The organism is Enterovirga sp. GCM10030262, assembly GCF_042666435.1.
GTDB lineage: Bacteria > Pseudomonadota > Alphaproteobacteria > Sphingomonadales > Sphingomonadaceae > Allosphingosinicella.
Genome location: NZ_JBHTDC010000002.1, coordinates 76,693 through 91,311, shown reverse-complemented (window position 1 = coordinate 91,311; position 14,619 = coordinate 76,693). Strand labels below are relative to the sequence as shown.

Sequence of the window (14,619 nt, the reverse complement as noted above, 5' to 3'; positions counted from 1 at the left end):
GACGCCCCATGGCTGGCCTCACCGCTCTTGACATCCTCGTCCTGCTGCTCGTCGGTGGTGGGCTCGTCTTCGGCTTCCTCCGCGGCTTCATCTTCGAAGTCCTGTCGCTCTTCGCATGGGTGGCGGCGATCATCGCGCTGAAGATGTTCCATACACCGGTCACGGCGCGCCTGATCGAGCCCGTCGGGACGGGGCCCGGGGCCGCCGTCCTCGCCTTCGTCCTCATCTTCGGCGTGGTTTTCGTGGTCGGCAAGATGCTGGCCCGGCGCATCGGCGGGGCGACGCGCAATTCGGTCGTGGGGCCGGTGGACCGGGTGCTGGGCGGCGGATTTGGCGCCCTGAAAGGGCTGATCGGTGCCACCTTGCTCTTCCTCGCCGCCAACCTCGCTTATGATTTCTTCTACACGAGCCGGGGCGAGCGGCCCGACTGGATGCTCCAGTCCCGGACCTATCCGTTGCTCAATGCGTCCAGCCGCGCGATCGTCGATTTCGTCGAGGGCCGCCGCCGCGCCGCGCCGCGGGAAGAGGATCGATGATCCGCCTTCACGACACGATGGCGCGCGAGAAGCGCCTGTTCGAGCCCGCCGATCCGGAGCGGATCACCATGTATGTCTGCGGCCCGACCGTCTATAACCGCGCCCATATCGGCAATGCCCGCCCTTATGTCGTGTTCGACGTGCTCGCCCGGCTGCTCCGCCATCATTACGGCGCCGACAGCCTGGCCTATGCGCGCAACTTCACCGATGTCGATGACAAGATCATCGACACCGCCCGCGCCGAGGGGGTCGATCCCTCGGTCGTGACCGACCGCTACGAGAATTTGTTTCTCGACGACATGGCCGCTTTGTCGGTGCTCCCGACGACCTTCATGCCCCGCGCCACCGAGCATATCGGCGAGATGATCGCGATGATCTCGCGGCTGATCGAGACCGGCCATGCCTATGAGGTCGAAGGACACGTGCTGTTCCACGTCCCCTCCGACCCCGATTACGGCGCGCTCGGCCGCCGTGACCGCGAGGCGATGGTCGCCGGCGCGCGCGTCGAGGTCGCGGCCTACAAGAAGGATCCGGCCGACTTCGTGCTGTGGAAGCCGTCCGAGCCCCACGTCATCGGCTGGGACAGTCCCTGGGGGAGGGGGCGCCCCGGCTGGCACATCGAATGCTCGGCGATGATCGAGCGCCATCTAGGGCAAACGATCGACATCCACGCCGGCGGCCTCGACCTCATTTTCCCCCACCACGAGAACGAGATAGCCCAGAGCCGCTGCGCCCACGCCGGCGCCCCGCTCGCCCGCTACTGGCTCCACAACGGCTTCCTCTCCATGGCCGGCTCCGAGAAGATGTCGAAGAGCCTCGGCAATGTGGTGACGGTGGCGGAACTGCTGAAGCAGGGCCACAAAGGCGAGACCCTCCGCCTCGCCCTTCTCTCCGCCCACTATCGCCAGCCGCTCGATTGGTCCTCAAACCTGATCGCGCAGAGCAAGGCGACGCTCGATCGGCTCTATCGCGCCGCCGGCGAGGCGGAGGCCGGCGAACCCGACCCGGGCGTGATCGAGGCGCTGGCGGACGATCTCAACACGCCGCTGGCCCTTTCGCGCCTGTCGGCGATCGACGACACTGAAGCGCTGCGGGCGAGCGCGCATATGCTCGGCTTGCTGAGCGATAGTCCTTCAGGCTGGTTTCAGGGTGAAGGCGACGCCGGCATCGACGCCCGTATCGCCGCCCGCGCCGAAGCCAAGCAGCGCCGCGACTTCGCCGAAGCCGATCGCATCCGCGCCGAGCTCGCCGCCGAAGGGATAGCGCTGGAAGACACGCCCACCGGCACGCTCTGGCGCCGCCCCTGATCGCGTTTCGATCCCGCATGTCAGGTTGTAGGCGGTACATCCGTGCCGGTCTTCACGTTGATCCGAGGACCCTCGCCGGGCCTCAGGATCACCGTCGCCCGGTAGGCGCCGCCTGCGTGATCGGCGCCTGAAAGAATGGCCTCGATCTGGGCGATGCTCGGCAGACGATCATAGGCGCCGAGCAGCGCCGTCTGGCCGATCTGGTGGTGGAGCAGCCGGTACCTGCCCGAACCGAGCCGCACGGCCTCGACGAGGCCGCCCGCGTCACTGGTCACGGCCAGCAGCTCGGTGGTCGCGAGGCCGCCGGGGCTTGTTCCGACCGCGCGGAGAATTGGGACGGTTCCGGTCGGAACCCTGATTTCGCCTGCCTGGCAGAAGCTGCCGCCGACGCGCGCCGGCAACGGTCCGTCTTGTCCCGCTTCGTCGGCGATCCTCTGGCTTGCGCCGTCGAAGGTTCCCAGCAGAAGCGCCTCGGCGGCAGCCGAAGCGGAATCTTCCGCCACCGGCAAGGCCTCCGCTCCCGCCGGCTCGCTGGCGCAAGGCTGAGCCTCGATTGCCGCGGCTGGATGTGGAGCGGCATCGTCCCCGAACGTGATGCCGGCGAGGAGCGCATCCATCGCCGCCTCGATGTCCGCCGCCCTGGCGTCGGGGCCGGAAAGGCGGAGCTTGATCAACCAGCGGCCCGACTTCAGGAACGCCGCGCTGGACGCCAGCCGGCCCCGATAGCCGGTATAGCTCTCCCGGATGGCGACATCGGCAAGGCCCCCGGCGGCCGCCTTCGTGGAGCGCGTTTTGCGCACCTCCGGCGAGCCGCTCGTCATCGCATTGGCGGTGGCGAGGGCGGCCAGCCCGTTATGGGCGAGCCCAACATAATAAACGTAGACGCTCGCGAACAGCTCGCCGTCGGCGGATTCATATTGGGCGATATTGTCGATGCCCTCGCCCTTGTGGCTGAACTCCGCGGTCTCGGTCAGCGTCAGCGTGCCCGCCACCGTCGGAAAGCCCATGCCCGCAGCCGGAACGCTGACGCTGTCGCCGCTTCGGAGCCATGCCTCTGCGGCAACCGGCGAGGGCCGGGCCAACAGCGTCAGTAGCACGGCCGCGGCCGCAAAGCTCTTCAATCGCATCATGTCCCCCCGCACCGACGCCCATCCGCCGCTTGCCCGGGAGGATGCCCGGCCGGTGCGCCGGCCGCAAGTCGCCTAAGCGCCGCGTCTCGACATGAAGGCCAGCCGCTCGAACAGCATCACGTCCTGCTCGTTCTTGAGCAACGCGCCGTGGAGGGGCGGGATGGCCTTGTGGGGGTCGCGAGACTGGAGGATTTCCAGCGGCATGTCCTCGTGGAGCAGCAGTTTCAGCCAGTCGAGCAGCTCCGAGGTCGACGGCTTCTTCTTGAGGCCCGGAACCTCGCGCACCTCATAGAAGATGTCCATCGCCTTCGACACCAGCATCCTCTGGATGCCGGGGAAATGGACGTCGACGATCGCCTGCATCGTCTCCCGGTTGGGAAAGGCGATATAGTGGAAGAAGCAGCGCCGCAGGAAGGCGTCGGGCAGCTCCTTCTCGTTGTTGGACGTGATGACGACGATCGGCCGCTCTTTCGCCGCGACCGTCTCGCCGGTCTCGTAGACATCGAAGCTCATCCGGTCGAGCTCCTGGAGGAGGTCGTTGGGGAATTCGATGTCCGCCTTGTCGATCTCGTCGATTAGGAGGACGGGGAGCCGGGGCGAGGTGAAGGCCTCCCACAATTTCCCGCGCCGGATGTAATTGGCGATGTCGTGGACTCGTTCGTCACCGAGCTGGCCGTCGCGAAGCCGCGCCACCGCGTCATATTCGTAAAGGCCCTGATGCGCCTTGGTGGTCGACTTGACGTGCCACTCGATGAGGGGGGCATCGACCGCCGCCGCGATTTCATGGGCCAGCACGGTCTTGCCGGTACCGGGCTCGCCCTTGACGAGGAGGGGGCGGCGGAGGGTAACGGCCGCGTTGACGGCGACCTTCAGGTCGTCGGTCGCGACATAATTGCGGGTGCCTTCGAAACGCATGGGCCGCGAATAGGGAAGGACAGGCGCGGACGCAATCTCAGCCGGCGGCGGCGCGGGCCTGCTGGCGGGATTCGAGGAGATCCCACAGTCCGAAATGCTGGACCGCGATCTGCTCGGCGCCGAAAAGCAAGGCGCGCTGGACCGATGGCGAATGCGCATAGCCGTCGGCAAGGTCGCGGATCGCGGCGACATCGCCCAGCCGGCAAGGCGGACTCTCGACGCCGAAACGCCGGCCGGCGGCATCGAGCACGCGGCGGATCGCGCTCCAGTCGATCACCACCGCCATCGCCGCGCCCAGGGCGCAGCCGTTGCGCTCCGATTGCGACAGCATCTCGATCGCGTGGCGCTGAGCGAGAACCGTGCCTTCGGTGTCGGCGGAGCCGGGCGTGCTCGGCACCGGGCCGGCGGCTACCGCCAGCCGGGCCAGGAAAGCACGCTCGGCCGCGAAGCCTTCGGTGGCGAGCGCGAACCAGGCGCGCGACGCCGCGTCGACCGACCTTTTGGCGGCATGATCGACGACGCCGGGCAGGCGGCCGTGGAGGGTGCACAGGAGATGGACCGCGTCGGCGAGGTTGCGCCACGCGTCCGGCCCTTTAAGCAATTCGTCCGATCCGAGGAAGGCCTGGGCGGCGCTGCCGTGGTCGGCCACGCAGGCCAGCAGCAGATCGCCGGTGCGAACGCCGCCTCTGGCTAGACCGACCGATGCTGAAGCCATGAGGCCCTCCCGAAAGCGACGAAAATAAGATGCAGCCGCTTATCCGCCGGACCCTATACCGATTGGCGTAAAAACGAGGTGAACGCGGCGTTAGGGCCAGCGAAAGCTGTGGAAAAGTCGGCGCGCGCCCCTTTTTGCCTCTCCGCGGGTTTGGCGGCGGGGAGGTGGGGCGGCGATCGAAGGTCCGCCGCCCGATCCTCGGCTTAGGCCGCCAGCCGCACCCAATCCTGTTCCGCTTCGACCGGCTCGGAACCCGCATGGACGCCGGAGTCGCCGGCCACGCGCGGCTCCGGGAAGAGCCAGCGGGAGGCGAATACGATCGCGCCGGCCGCCGCATAGCCGGCGAGGGTGGCGACCGGATAAAGGAAGAGCAGCAGGGGAAGCGCCAGCCGCAGATAATTGGGATTGAAGCCCAGATCCTCACCGATTCCCTGGCACACGCCGAAGAAGGTGTCGGGACGGGCGAAAAGTGAAGGCTGGGCGGTCTGCATCTTGAGCTCCTTTTGGCTGGTCCCGGGCTACTCAGCACGAGCCGTGCCAAAAGGCGGAAAGCGCGGATTTGCGGGGGTCAGAAGGATGCGGCGGCGACCGCGCGCGCGGCGAGGCCGGGCTTATCACCAAATGTTGGGATTTTTCACCGGCTCGCGGTTGCCGCCCGGAGGACTGGCATAATCTCGGGCATTCTCGCCGCAATCTTCGCGCGGGGCCGCCTTTATCGCAGCTGGCTGTCCTTGCTGCCCCGGCGGTTGATTCCGGCGGCGGGCGTACGGCGGTCCCGCTCCGATTGGCAGGCGACGCAGGTGCGGGCGCCCGGCAAGGCGCGTCGGCGGCCCGCGGGAATCTCCTCGCCGCATTCCATGCAATGCGTCTCGCCCCCGTCGCTCGAGGCGCCGGCCGCCAGGCGCGCGCGCGCGGCCAGCACCGCGTCCTTCACGGTATCGTCGATCTGATCCTGAACCGCGCCGTCGCGCGTCCAACCGCCGGCCATGTGAGGCTCCTTCTCTCTTGGTGACCTAAACGAACGACATCCGCTTTCGCCCCCTTGGCGGACATTCATCCGCCGGCGGGGCGCCTGCCGGTGAACACCGCCAACTGATCGTCGAATGCGCGCTTGTAGGCGGGTCGCGCCTCGCCGCGGGCGACATAAGCGGCGAGATTCGGATATTCCCGGAGGATATCCGTCCCGTCCAGCCTGCGCAGCACCATCACCATCATCAGGTCCCCCGCGCTGAACCCGCCGTCGAGCCAGTCGGCATCGCCGAGCCGATGGGCCAAGTCGTCCAGCCGCACACGGACGCGATCCTCGAGCAAGACCAGACGCTCTTCGTACCAGCTCCTGTCGCGCTCCAGGTATGGGGCCTGTTCCAGCTCGACGATCGGCGGCTCGACCGTATTGAGCGCGGCGAACATCCAGGCGATCGCCCGCGCCCGTGCATTGGCGTCGTCCGGCAGCAGCCCCGCATGGCGCTCGGCGATATGGAATATGATCGCCCCGGACTCGAACAGCACGAGATCGCCTTCCTCATAGGTCGGAATCTGGCCGAACGGGTGCAGCGCGCGATGCGCCGGCTCCTTCATCTCGGCGAACGAGACGAGACGCACGTCATAAGGCTGGCCCACTTCCTCCAGCGCCCAGCGAACCCGCATGTCGCGCGCCAGTCCCTGGCCTTCATCGGGCGAGTCTTCAAAGGCGGTGATGGTGGTGGTCATCGGGAAGCTCCTGGTAGCTTCGAAGGGAGGAAGACCTGCATCTAGCATATTCCGTTGAGGTGGGGCGGCTCTCGGTAGAATGTCTGCGCGAACGCTTGCTTCCACCCTGTTGCATAAATTTGTTTGTCACTTTGCCCTCTGATAGTATTCGAGTTTTCCAGGGGGCGCCGGTGAGTTGGCTTCTTGCTTCAGTTATGGTGGCTTCCGTTGCGATGTCGGCTCAGGCCGTGATGGCGGATGAGATGAATGTCGCGCTCCGGCTCATTGCCACCATCCAGAACAAGGGCGCTTACCAAGAGGCCGATTTCGTCACACCGCTTGGTGAACGAGGCAAAGCCTTTCTCTCCACATATTCCCGGTGCGACGTGGCCTATGTCAGGCACAGCCTGGTTCGTCCCGCGGGAAGCAGCTGCCCATATGTGCAGGAGCCGGGAAGCATTTCGCTGGGATGGAAGTGCAAGAGGGTTCCGAGAAATACGCCTACCCACCTCACTCTGTTCTTCAAAGGCGGTAAGATCGCGAAGATCGAAACGCATAAAGGTTGATTGGCTACGCGGAAGCTCGAATTGGTTCTCGCCGGATCGACGGTGCTTGGCCGTGGTAGCTCCGTGCCGATGACGAAGCGCATGTGCGCACTTACGCCGCGCGGTCGAGCCGGTCGCTCAGCCACATTTTGATCAGCGCCTGCCGAGTCACGCCGCGACGCCTGGCTTCGGCATCGAGCTTGACGACCATCCATACCGGAAGGTCAAATCCGCCTCGAAAACGCTTGGTGATTTCTTCCTCGGCAGCAGCCGTTTCCCTTCTCCTCCTTCGCGTCTTTGCGTCTTCGCGTGAGCTCAATCACGAGCCTCGTCTCACGCACGCTGGAAGATGGTCTCACGCTAAGCCGCGAAGACGAAAAAAGAAGGGTTACTGGTCCAGAAACGACCGCATCTTCCGGCTCCGGCTCGGATGCTTCAGCTTCCTCAGCGCCTTCGCCTCGATCTGCCGGATGCGTTCGCGGGTCACCGAGAATTGCTGCCCCACCTCCTCCAGCGTGTGATCGGTGTTCATCCCGATGCCGAAACGCATCCGCAGGACACGTTCCTCGCGCGGCGTCAGGCTGGCCAGCACCCGCGTCACCGTCTCTTTCAAATTCGCCTGGATCGCCGCATCCACCGGGATCACCGCATTCTTGTCCTCGATGAAGTCGCCGAGGTGGCTGTCTTCCTCGTCGCCGATCGGGGTTTCGAGGCTGATCGGCTCCTTGGCGATCTTCATCACCTTGCGGACCTTCTCCAGCGGCATGGAGAGGCGCTCGGCCAGTTCTTCCGGGGTCGGCTCGCGGCCGATTTCGTGGAGGATCTGGCGGCTGGTGCGGACCAATTTGTTGATCGTCTCGATCATGTGGACCGGGATGCGGATGGTGCGGGCCTGGTCGGCGATCGAGCGGGTGATCGCCTGGCGGATCCACCAGGTCGCGTAAGTTGAGAATTTGTAGCCGCGGCGATATTCGAACTTATCGACCGCCTTCATCAGGCCGATATTGCCTTCCTGGATGAGGTCCAGGAATTGCAGGCCGCGATTGGTGTATTTCTTGGCGATCGAGATGACGAGGCGCAGGTTCGCCTCGACCATTTCCTTCTTGGCGATGCGCGCCTCGCGCTCGGCCTTCTGGACCTGGTTGACGATGCGGCGGAACTCGCCGAGCGACATGCCGGTGGCCTGGGCGATCTCGGCGATCTCGGTGCGGATGCGCTCGATCGCGGCGCCCTCCTGCTCGCAGAAGGCGGCCCATTTTTTGTCGGTCTTGCAGACGCGGTCGGCCCAGCCGTCGTCCAGCTCGTGGCCCATATAGGATTCGAGGAAGGCCTTGCGCGGCACCTTGTGGCGCTCGGCGAGGCGCAGCATCTGGCCGCCGAGCGCGGTCAGCCGGCGATTGTAGCTGTAGAGCTGGTCGACCAGATATTCGATCTTGGCGCCGTGGAACTGGACGCTCTCGACCTCGGCGGTGAGCTGCTCGCGCAGCTTCTGATATTTGTTCTCGTCGCTTTTGGGGAATTCCTGGCCGGCGCTCATCGCGTCCATGCGCGACGACTGGAGCTTGGAGAATTTCTTGAACAGGGCCGTGATGGTGGCGAACTTCTCGAGCGCCTGGGGCTTTAGCTGTTCCTCCATCTGGGCGAGGCTCAGCGTATTGTCCTCTTCCTCCTCCTCGGCCGGGCGCGGCGTGCGGCGCTCGGTGAGGTTGTCCTCCTCATCCTCGGCCTCGGGCTCCTCCTCGACCTCTTCCTCTTCCTTGAAGGAGGGGCCGGCGGTCTTCTCGCTGATGTCGCCGCTGTCGCCTTCCTCGGCGCTCTCGACCTGCTCCGGGGTCGGGCCCTTGGAGAGCATCGCGTCGAGATCGAGGATCTCGCGCAGCTGCATGACGCCGTCGTTCAAGGCGGTCGACCATTGAATGATGGCGTTGAAGGTGATCGGGCTCTCGCACAGGCCCCAGATCATTGTGTCGCGGCCGGCCTCGATGCGCTTGGCGATGGCGATCTCGCCCTCGCGGCTGAGCAATTCGACCGCGCCCATCTCGCGCAAATACATGCGCACGGGATCGTCGGTGCGGTCGACCGTCTCTTTCTTCTTCTCGACGACGAAATTGGCTGAGCCGTCGGCGTCGATCTCGCCCACCTCGTCGGCCGGCGCCTCGTTGGTCTCGCCTTCCTCCTCGGATTCCTCATTCTCGACGATGTTGATGCCCATCTCGCTGAGCGCCGACATCACGTCCTCGATCTGCTCGGAGGCCATCTGGTCCTGCGGCAGAGCGTTGTTCAGCTCGTCATAGGTGATGTAGCCGCGCTTCTTGGCGCGGGCGACCAGCTTCTTCAACGAGGCTTCGTTGAGATCGATCAGCGGCGCATCGCCGCCCTCGGGCTTCTCGTTGGCCTCGGCCGTATTCGTCTTCGCCATGCGCACGCCTTAATCTGTCAATCAGTCTCGTCGACCATGAGGATCGCGAGCTGCCTGTCCGCCTCGTCCCGCGCCGTCCGGAGCCTTTGCTGCTCCTGGAAGGCCGCTTCATCGCCCTCTTCCTTCAACCGGGCGGTCGCCGCCTCCAGCGCCGCGTCCAGTCCGGGCCGCGCCGCCAAGGTTTCGATGACCAGAACGAGATCGCGGCGAGCGCGTTCCGGGTCGGCATCACGTCGGTTGAAGGAAAAGGCCAAATTCCGTTGCTGGCGAAGCTCCTCCGTCAGAGCAGCCGCACCCGCTCGCGCCAATATGGTATTTAGACCCTCCGGATCAAGCGCGCCGTGCGCCATCGCCGCATCGAGCATCGCGCCGCGCAGCTGGAGGGCGTCCTTTCCGGCCAGCGGCAGCTCGGCGATCGCCTGCGTATGGCCGGCGATCACGTCTGGATAGCGGAGCAATCCATGGAGGACGGCGCGCGACCATTGGCTGCCCAGGCCTCCCGTTCCGACCGCCTTTGCCTCGGCGGAAGCGGGCTGCCGGGGAACGAACTTGCCGCCTTTGGTCCAGGGCCGGTTCGGCTTCCAGGGCTCCCGCTTCGGCCGGGTGAGCGTATCGAAACGCTCCAGCAGCTCGTGGCGATACTGGTCCCTGACGTCGGGGTCGCCGATCGCCGACACGTGGTCCAGCAGGCGGCGTTTGAGGCCGGCGCGCTGCTCGGGAGTGGCCAGACCTTCCGCGCCGCTTTCGTGCCGCCACAGACGTTCGACCAGCGATTCGGACTTTTCGAGCAGCTCTTCGAGCGCCGGGCGGCCCCGGGCGCGGAGCAGGTCGTCGGGATCCTGTCCGGACGGCAGGGTTGCGAAGCCGAGCGAGCGACCGGGGCCGACATGGGGCAAAGCCCGGAGCGCCGCGCGGATCGCGGCTTTCTGCCCCGCCGCGTCGCCGTCGAAGCAGAAGATGGGGGAGGGGGCGAGGCGCCAGAGCAATCCGAGCTGCGCCTCGGTGACAGCGGTGCCGAGCGGGGCCACGCCCTCGCCGATCCCGGCCCGATCGAGCGCGACCACGTCCATCTGGCCTTCGACGACGATGACGCGGCCGGCGGCGCGGCTGGCGGGCCCCGCTTTGTCGATATTGAAGAGGGTGCGGCCCTTGTCGAACAAGGGCGTGTCGGGGGAGTTCAGATATTTGGGCTCGCCGGCTCCCAGGATGCGCGCGCTGAAGGCGATGCAGCGTCCGCGCGCGTCGCGGATCGGGAAGGTGAGGCGGCCCCGGAAACGGTCATAAGGTTCCTTATTCTCGTCGGGCGCGATCAGCAGACCGGCCTCGACGAGCGCGTCGTTACCGAAGGCCTTCAGCGCGCTCTTCAGCCGGCCGCGCGCGTCCGGCGCGAAGCCGAAGCCGAACTTGCGCCGCGTCGCCTCGTCGATCCCGCGTTGCTCGAGATAGTCGCGGGCCGGTCCGCCCTCGACGCCGCCCAATTGCTCGGCGAACCATCGGGCCGCCGCCTCCATCACCTCGTACAGGCCCGCCGCGCGCTCCGCCTGCGCCTGGGCGCGCGGATCGGGCGCGGGCACGTCCATCCCCGCCGCCTCGGCCAACTCCTTCACCGCATCCATGAAACCGAGCCCCTGGGCGTCGGTCAGCCACGAAATGGCGTCGCCATGCGCCTGGCATCCGAAGCAGTGATAGAAGCCCTTCTCGTCATTGACGTAGAAGCTGGGCGTCTTCTCATTGTGAAAGGGGCAGCATGCCTTGAACTCGCGGCCGGCGCGGGTGAGCTTCAGCTGTCTCTGGATGACGGACGAAAGCTGGGTGCGGGCGCGGATTTCGTCGAGGAAGGCGGGGGAGAGGGTCATTATCTCCCCTCCCGCCTGCGGGAGGGGCCGGGGGAGGGGCTGTCCCGTAATATTTCCTCGATCGCCTGAATGACGCCGTCCGTATTTTCCAGCACGTCGTTGTTCCAGAAGCGAAGCACGCGATAGCCCTTAGTCTTAAGATAAGCGGTCCGACCCACGTCCGCTTCCACCTGCTCCGCGTGCTGCCCGCCATCTACCTCGATGATCAGCTTCGCGCCTCGGGATGCGAAATCACAGATGAACGGGCCGATCGGGAATTGCGTGTTGAAGCGGGTGTCGGCCACCTGCCGGGCTCGGATCCTGGACCAGAGCCGGCGTTCGGCGGGCGTCATGTTCCGGCGGAGCTCGCGCGAGCGCGCGGTCGGACGTTGGGAAGCCTTGTCGGTGTACGGCTTTTTTCGAGCCACAGGCCCTCCCCCGACCCCTCCCGCAGGCGGGAGGGGAGATTTAACCCAACCGCGCCTTCACCATGCCGCTGGCCTTGGCCATGTCGATCTCGCTGGCGTGGCGCTCCTTGAGGACGGCCATCACGCGCCCCATGTCCTTCACCGAGGACGCGCCGGTTTCGGCGATGATCGCGTCGATCGCGGCGTTCGCTTCCTCCTCGCTCATCTGGCGGGGCAGGAAATCCTCGATCACCGCGACTTCGGCCGCCTCGGCCGCGGCCAGCTCGGGCCGCCCGCCTTGCTCGTACATCGCGATCGATTCGCGGCGCTGCTTGATCATTTTCTGCAGCACCTCGGTCACCAGCGCGTCGTCCTCGGGCGCCTTGTCGCTGCCGCGCAGCTCGATGTCGCGGTTCTTGATCGCGGACTGGATCAGGCGGATGGTGGCGGTGCGGGCTTTGTCGCCGGCCTTCATGGCGGCGATCTGCGCGGCCTTCAAGTCGTCGCGAATCATGTGTCTCTCTTGGATTTCACCGGAAAGGAGGCACGATAGCCCCCGGCGGCGGGTTTTAATAGATTGACGCTCCCGGTCCCGCGCTCTAGCGGACGAGCCTTAGCGACATCGTCAAAACCAACCCCCGGAGTGCCCGCCCCATGGCCGACGCCAAACATATGCCCGCGCCACAAGGAGCGACGGGTATATTGGTTCTGGCCGACGGCAGCGTGATCTGGGGCCATGGCTTCGGCGCCGAGGGCGAGGCTGTCGGCGAGGTCTGCTTCAACACCGCGATGACCGGCTATCAGGAGATCATGACCGATCCTTCCTACGCCTCGCAGATCGTCACCTTCACCTTCCCTCATATCGGCAATGTCGGCGCGAACTATGAGGATCTGGAGGCGGACAATCCCTTCGCTCTGGGCTGCGTGGTGCGCGAGGATGTGACCGCGCCCAGCAATTTCCGCGCGGTGCAGGGCTTCGATGCGTGGATGAAGAGCAACGGCCGGATCGGGCTTTCAGGCGTCGACACACGGGCGCTGACCCGGAAGATTCGCGGCGGCGGAGCGCCCAACGGGGTGATCGCGCACAATGCCAAAGGCGAGTTCGATGTGGACGCGCTCCTGCAAAAGGCGCGCGAGTGGCCGGGGCTGGAGGGCATGGACCTCGCCAGGGAGGTTTCGTGCCGCCAGATGTTCCGCTGGTCCGAGGGATTGTGGCGACTGGGGCAGGGCTATGAGGAATCCCCCTCCCGCTTGCGGGAGGGGTTAGGGGAGGGGTTGTCCCACTCCACGACAAGCCCTCCCCCAGCCCCTCCCGCAGGCGGGAGGGGAGAAGAGAGGCCCCACGTCGTCGCCATCGACTATGGCTCGAAGCGCAACATCTTCCGCAACCTGGCCGATGCCGGCGCCCGCGTCACGGTGCTCCCCGCCACCGCCACCTTCGACGAGGTGATGGCGCACGAGCCCGACGGCTTCTTCCTGTCCAACGGCCCCGGCGATCCAGCCGCCACCGGAGACTATGCGGTGCCGGTGATCCAAAAGATGCTCGATACCGGCAAGCCTCTCTTCGGCATCTGCCTCGGCCACCAGCTGCTCGGGCTCGCGGTGGGCGCGAAGACCACCAAGATGTTCCAGGGCCACCGCGGCGCCAACCATCCGGTCAAGCGCCTATCGGACGGCCGGGTGGAAATCACCAGCATGAACCACGGCTTCGCGGTCGAGACGGAAAGCCTGCCGGACAATGCGCGGCCGACGCACATCTCCCTGTTCGACGGCAGCCTGGCTGGGCTGGAGCTGACGGACCGGCCGGCCTTCTCGGTGCAATATCATCCGGAGGCGAGCCCGGGGCCGCAGGATAGTACGTATCTTTTCGGGAAATTTGTGGAGCAGCTGGGGTCGAAACGGTGAGACTACTTGCGTCTCAAATTCTGCTTTGCAAAGGCGAAGCTAAGGGCGCCGAAGCCTATGACGCCAACGATATACACAGCCACCCAAAAGGCGAATGCGAGCGGTTCGTCAGCGAAATGTATGGTGCGGTCGGCGCCTCTGCTCATGGTTTCAACTTGCCCATTGGGCAGATGCTGAAACAATCGAATTGCGCAAAAAGTCGCAATGACAGCAGAGACGATCACCGTAAGCAGGTGAGATCGCCGCTCTTTTTTGTTGGCGCGTATAGCGTCCAGAGTGGCGGCAGAGGGTCGGCGGCGCATATCGATCTTATGCCAAGACATTCCTTTCCAAATACCAAATGGCGATTCCGTAATTCATCAGAATCTCAGTCGCTCCATGCCTAAACGCACCGACATCTCCTCCATCATCGGCGCCGGCCCCATCGTTATCGGCCAAGCGGCGGAGTTCGAATATCCGGAGCATGGGTCGTCATCCAGCCCAGGGATCGATCAGCTTCACGCCCGAATGGGTGAAATGGCCGGTGTTTCTAGTCGCTACGGGAGCGCCGTTCGCCAGCGCGATGGCCGCTATATAGCTGTCGGGCGCATCCATCGGCTTGCCCATCGCTCGGAGCCGCGCGCGCAAGCGGCCGTGCGCTTCCGCGGCCTTGGCGTCGAACGCGATCAGCCGTCCGGCAAAGTGCTGGATCAAACCGGTCAGCCAATGTTCCAGGTCGGTGCGCTGGCGTGATGGCGGCAGTTTCTCGACGCCGTAGCGCAGTTCGGCCAGCGCGATCGTCGGCAGCCAAAGCCGGGCGTCATGTTCGGCGAGCCATCGCATCGCATTTTCATCGCGGCGCGCTTTGCTGGTCTCGCTCGGCACGTTCGTGTCGAGCACGATCACAGATCGAATTCCCGCAGGGGCTGGGGTTCGGGCTCGAACACGCCCTCGCCCGCGCCGTTAGCGATCCGGATCAACTCGGCGACCCAGCTATCCTCGAACAGTTCGGAGCGGGATTCACTCCGCGGCTCGGATCGATAGCGGTGCGCGGCTTCCTGAACCTTGCCGCCGCCGTGCTGTTCGACCGCCGCCAAAATCAGCCGTCGGCCTTCCTCCTCCATGGACCGTCCGTTCACCGCGGCTCGCTGGCGCAAACGAAGCTTCACCTCGTCGGGAATGTTCCTGATCGTCAGGCTCGCCACATCACCACTCCAATGATTGCAATGCAATCACT

18 protein-coding genes are annotated in these 14,619 nt (G+C 65.5%); 4 read left to right on the top strand and 14 right to left on the bottom strand.

Annotation, left to right across the window (positions count from 1 at the left end):
* Nucleotides 1-8 precede the first annotated feature (8 nt).
* The gene (locus tag ACFQRC_RS09630) at nucleotides 9-536 is read left to right on the top strand and encodes a CvpA family protein (RefSeq protein ID WP_379960613.1); all 528 of its coding nucleotides are present in this window, start codon (nucleotides 9-11) and stop codon (nucleotides 534-536) included.
* Nucleotides 533-1,843 carry a cysteine--tRNA ligase gene (gene cysS, locus ACFQRC_RS09625; RefSeq protein WP_379960611.1) on the top strand — a complete coding sequence of 437 codons (1,311 nt, stop codon included), beginning with the start codon at nucleotides 533-535 and terminating at the stop codon, nucleotides 1,841-1,843. Before ACFQRC_RS09630 ends, cysS begins: the two co-directional genes overlap by 4 nt.
* A gap of 20 nt (nucleotides 1,844-1,863) precedes the next feature.
* Here cysS and ACFQRC_RS09620 read toward each other — a convergent pair whose 3' ends face one another.
* The 6 genes from ACFQRC_RS09620 to ACFQRC_RS09595 all read right to left on the bottom strand — a co-directional run bounded on the left by ACFQRC_RS09620 (nucleotide 1,864) and on the right by ACFQRC_RS09595 (nucleotide 6,313).
* The gene (locus ACFQRC_RS09620) at nucleotides 1,864-2,850 is read right to left on the bottom strand and encodes a hypothetical protein (protein ID WP_379960609.1); all 987 of its coding nucleotides are present in this window, start codon (nucleotides 2,848-2,850) and stop codon (nucleotides 1,864-1,866) included.
* A gap of 195 nt (nucleotides 2,851-3,045) precedes the next feature.
* Nucleotides 3,046-3,888 carry an AAA family ATPase gene (locus tag ACFQRC_RS09615; RefSeq protein ID WP_379960607.1) on the bottom strand — a complete coding sequence of 281 codons (843 nt, stop codon included), beginning with the start codon at nucleotides 3,886-3,888 and terminating at the stop codon, nucleotides 3,046-3,048.
* A 37-nt stretch (nucleotides 3,889-3,925) separates the two neighbouring features.
* Nucleotides 3,926-4,603 (bottom strand): DUF6975 family protein, encoded by a 678-nt coding sequence (locus ACFQRC_RS09610; RefSeq protein WP_379960605.1) that lies wholly within the window; start codon nucleotides 4,601-4,603, stop codon nucleotides 3,926-3,928.
* 203 nt (nucleotides 4,604-4,806) lie between these two features.
* Nucleotides 4,807-5,094, bottom strand: coding sequence for a PspC domain-containing protein (locus tag ACFQRC_RS09605; RefSeq protein WP_379960603.1), 288 nt, complete (start codon nucleotides 5,092-5,094; stop codon nucleotides 4,807-4,809).
* 221 nt (nucleotides 5,095-5,315) lie between these two features.
* Nucleotides 5,316-5,591 (bottom strand): DksA/TraR family C4-type zinc finger protein, encoded by a 276-nt coding sequence (locus ACFQRC_RS09600; protein WP_379960601.1) that lies wholly within the window; start codon nucleotides 5,589-5,591, stop codon nucleotides 5,316-5,318.
* Between the two features lie 65 nt (nucleotides 5,592-5,656).
* Entirely contained in the window at nucleotides 5,657-6,313 is a 657-nt protein-coding gene (locus ACFQRC_RS09595) for a glutathione S-transferase family protein (protein WP_379960599.1), read from the bottom strand.
* Between the two features lie 170 nt (nucleotides 6,314-6,483).
* On the opposite strand from ACFQRC_RS09595, the gene ACFQRC_RS09590 reads away from it, so the two are divergent.
* Nucleotides 6,484-6,858 (top strand): hypothetical protein, encoded by a 375-nt coding sequence (locus ACFQRC_RS09590; protein WP_379960597.1) that lies wholly within the window; start codon nucleotides 6,484-6,486, stop codon nucleotides 6,856-6,858.
* 91 nt (nucleotides 6,859-6,949) lie between these two features.
* Here ACFQRC_RS09590 and ACFQRC_RS09585 read toward each other — a convergent pair whose 3' ends face one another.
* The 5 genes from ACFQRC_RS09585 to ACFQRC_RS09565 form a co-directional block, all read right to left on the bottom strand.
* Nucleotides 6,950-7,156: a hypothetical protein gene (locus ACFQRC_RS09585; RefSeq protein WP_379960595.1), complete on the bottom strand. Its 207-nt coding sequence runs from the start codon at nucleotides 7,154-7,156 to the stop codon at nucleotides 6,950-6,952.
* Nucleotides 7,157-7,225: 69 nt separating this feature from the next.
* On the bottom strand, nucleotides 7,226-9,256 hold the full coding sequence (gene rpoD / locus ACFQRC_RS09580) for an RNA polymerase sigma factor RpoD (RefSeq protein ID WP_379960593.1): 2,031 nt from the start codon (nucleotides 9,254-9,256) through the stop codon (nucleotides 7,226-7,228).
* A 17-nt stretch (nucleotides 9,257-9,273) separates the two neighbouring features.
* Nucleotides 9,274-11,112, bottom strand: a complete 1,839-nt coding sequence (dnaG, locus tag ACFQRC_RS09575) for a DNA primase (protein WP_379960591.1) — start codon at nucleotides 11,110-11,112, stop codon at nucleotides 9,274-9,276.
* Nucleotides 11,112-11,519, bottom strand: coding sequence for an endonuclease domain-containing protein (locus ACFQRC_RS09570; protein WP_379960589.1), 408 nt, complete (start codon nucleotides 11,517-11,519; stop codon nucleotides 11,112-11,114). The genes dnaG and ACFQRC_RS09570 overlap by 1 nt, the downstream gene beginning before the upstream one ends.
* Nucleotides 11,520-11,559: 40 nt before the next feature.
* Nucleotides 11,560-12,012: a GatB/YqeY domain-containing protein gene (locus ACFQRC_RS09565; RefSeq protein WP_379960587.1), complete on the bottom strand. Its 453-nt coding sequence runs from the start codon at nucleotides 12,010-12,012 to the stop codon at nucleotides 11,560-11,562.
* A 140-nt stretch (nucleotides 12,013-12,152) separates the two neighbouring features.
* Here ACFQRC_RS09565 and carA point away from each other — a divergent pair, with 140 nt between their 5' ends.
* On the top strand, nucleotides 12,153-13,403 hold the full coding sequence (gene carA, locus ACFQRC_RS09560) for a glutamine-hydrolyzing carbamoyl-phosphate synthase small subunit (RefSeq protein ID WP_379960585.1): 1,251 nt from the start codon (nucleotides 12,153-12,155) through the stop codon (nucleotides 13,401-13,403).
* Nucleotides 13,404-13,405: 2 nt separating this feature from the next.
* Here carA and ACFQRC_RS09555 read toward each other — a convergent pair whose 3' ends face one another.
* The 3 genes from ACFQRC_RS09555 to ACFQRC_RS09545 all read right to left on the bottom strand — a co-directional run bounded on the left by ACFQRC_RS09555 (nucleotide 13,406) and on the right by ACFQRC_RS09545 (nucleotide 14,587).
* A complete protein-coding gene (locus ACFQRC_RS09555) occupies nucleotides 13,406-13,726 on the bottom strand; it encodes a hypothetical protein (protein ID WP_379960583.1) in 321 nt (106 codons plus the stop codon).
* 148 nt (nucleotides 13,727-13,874) lie between these two features.
* Nucleotides 13,875-14,288 carry a type II toxin-antitoxin system VapC family toxin gene (locus tag ACFQRC_RS09550; RefSeq protein ID WP_379960581.1) on the bottom strand — a complete coding sequence of 138 codons (414 nt, stop codon included), beginning with the start codon at nucleotides 14,286-14,288 and terminating at the stop codon, nucleotides 13,875-13,877.
* On the bottom strand, nucleotides 14,285-14,587 hold the full coding sequence (locus ACFQRC_RS09545) for a hypothetical protein (RefSeq protein WP_379960579.1): 303 nt from the start codon (nucleotides 14,585-14,587) through the stop codon (nucleotides 14,285-14,287). Before ACFQRC_RS09545 ends, ACFQRC_RS09550 begins: the two co-directional genes overlap by 4 nt.
* Nucleotides 14,588-14,619 lie beyond the last annotated feature (32 nt).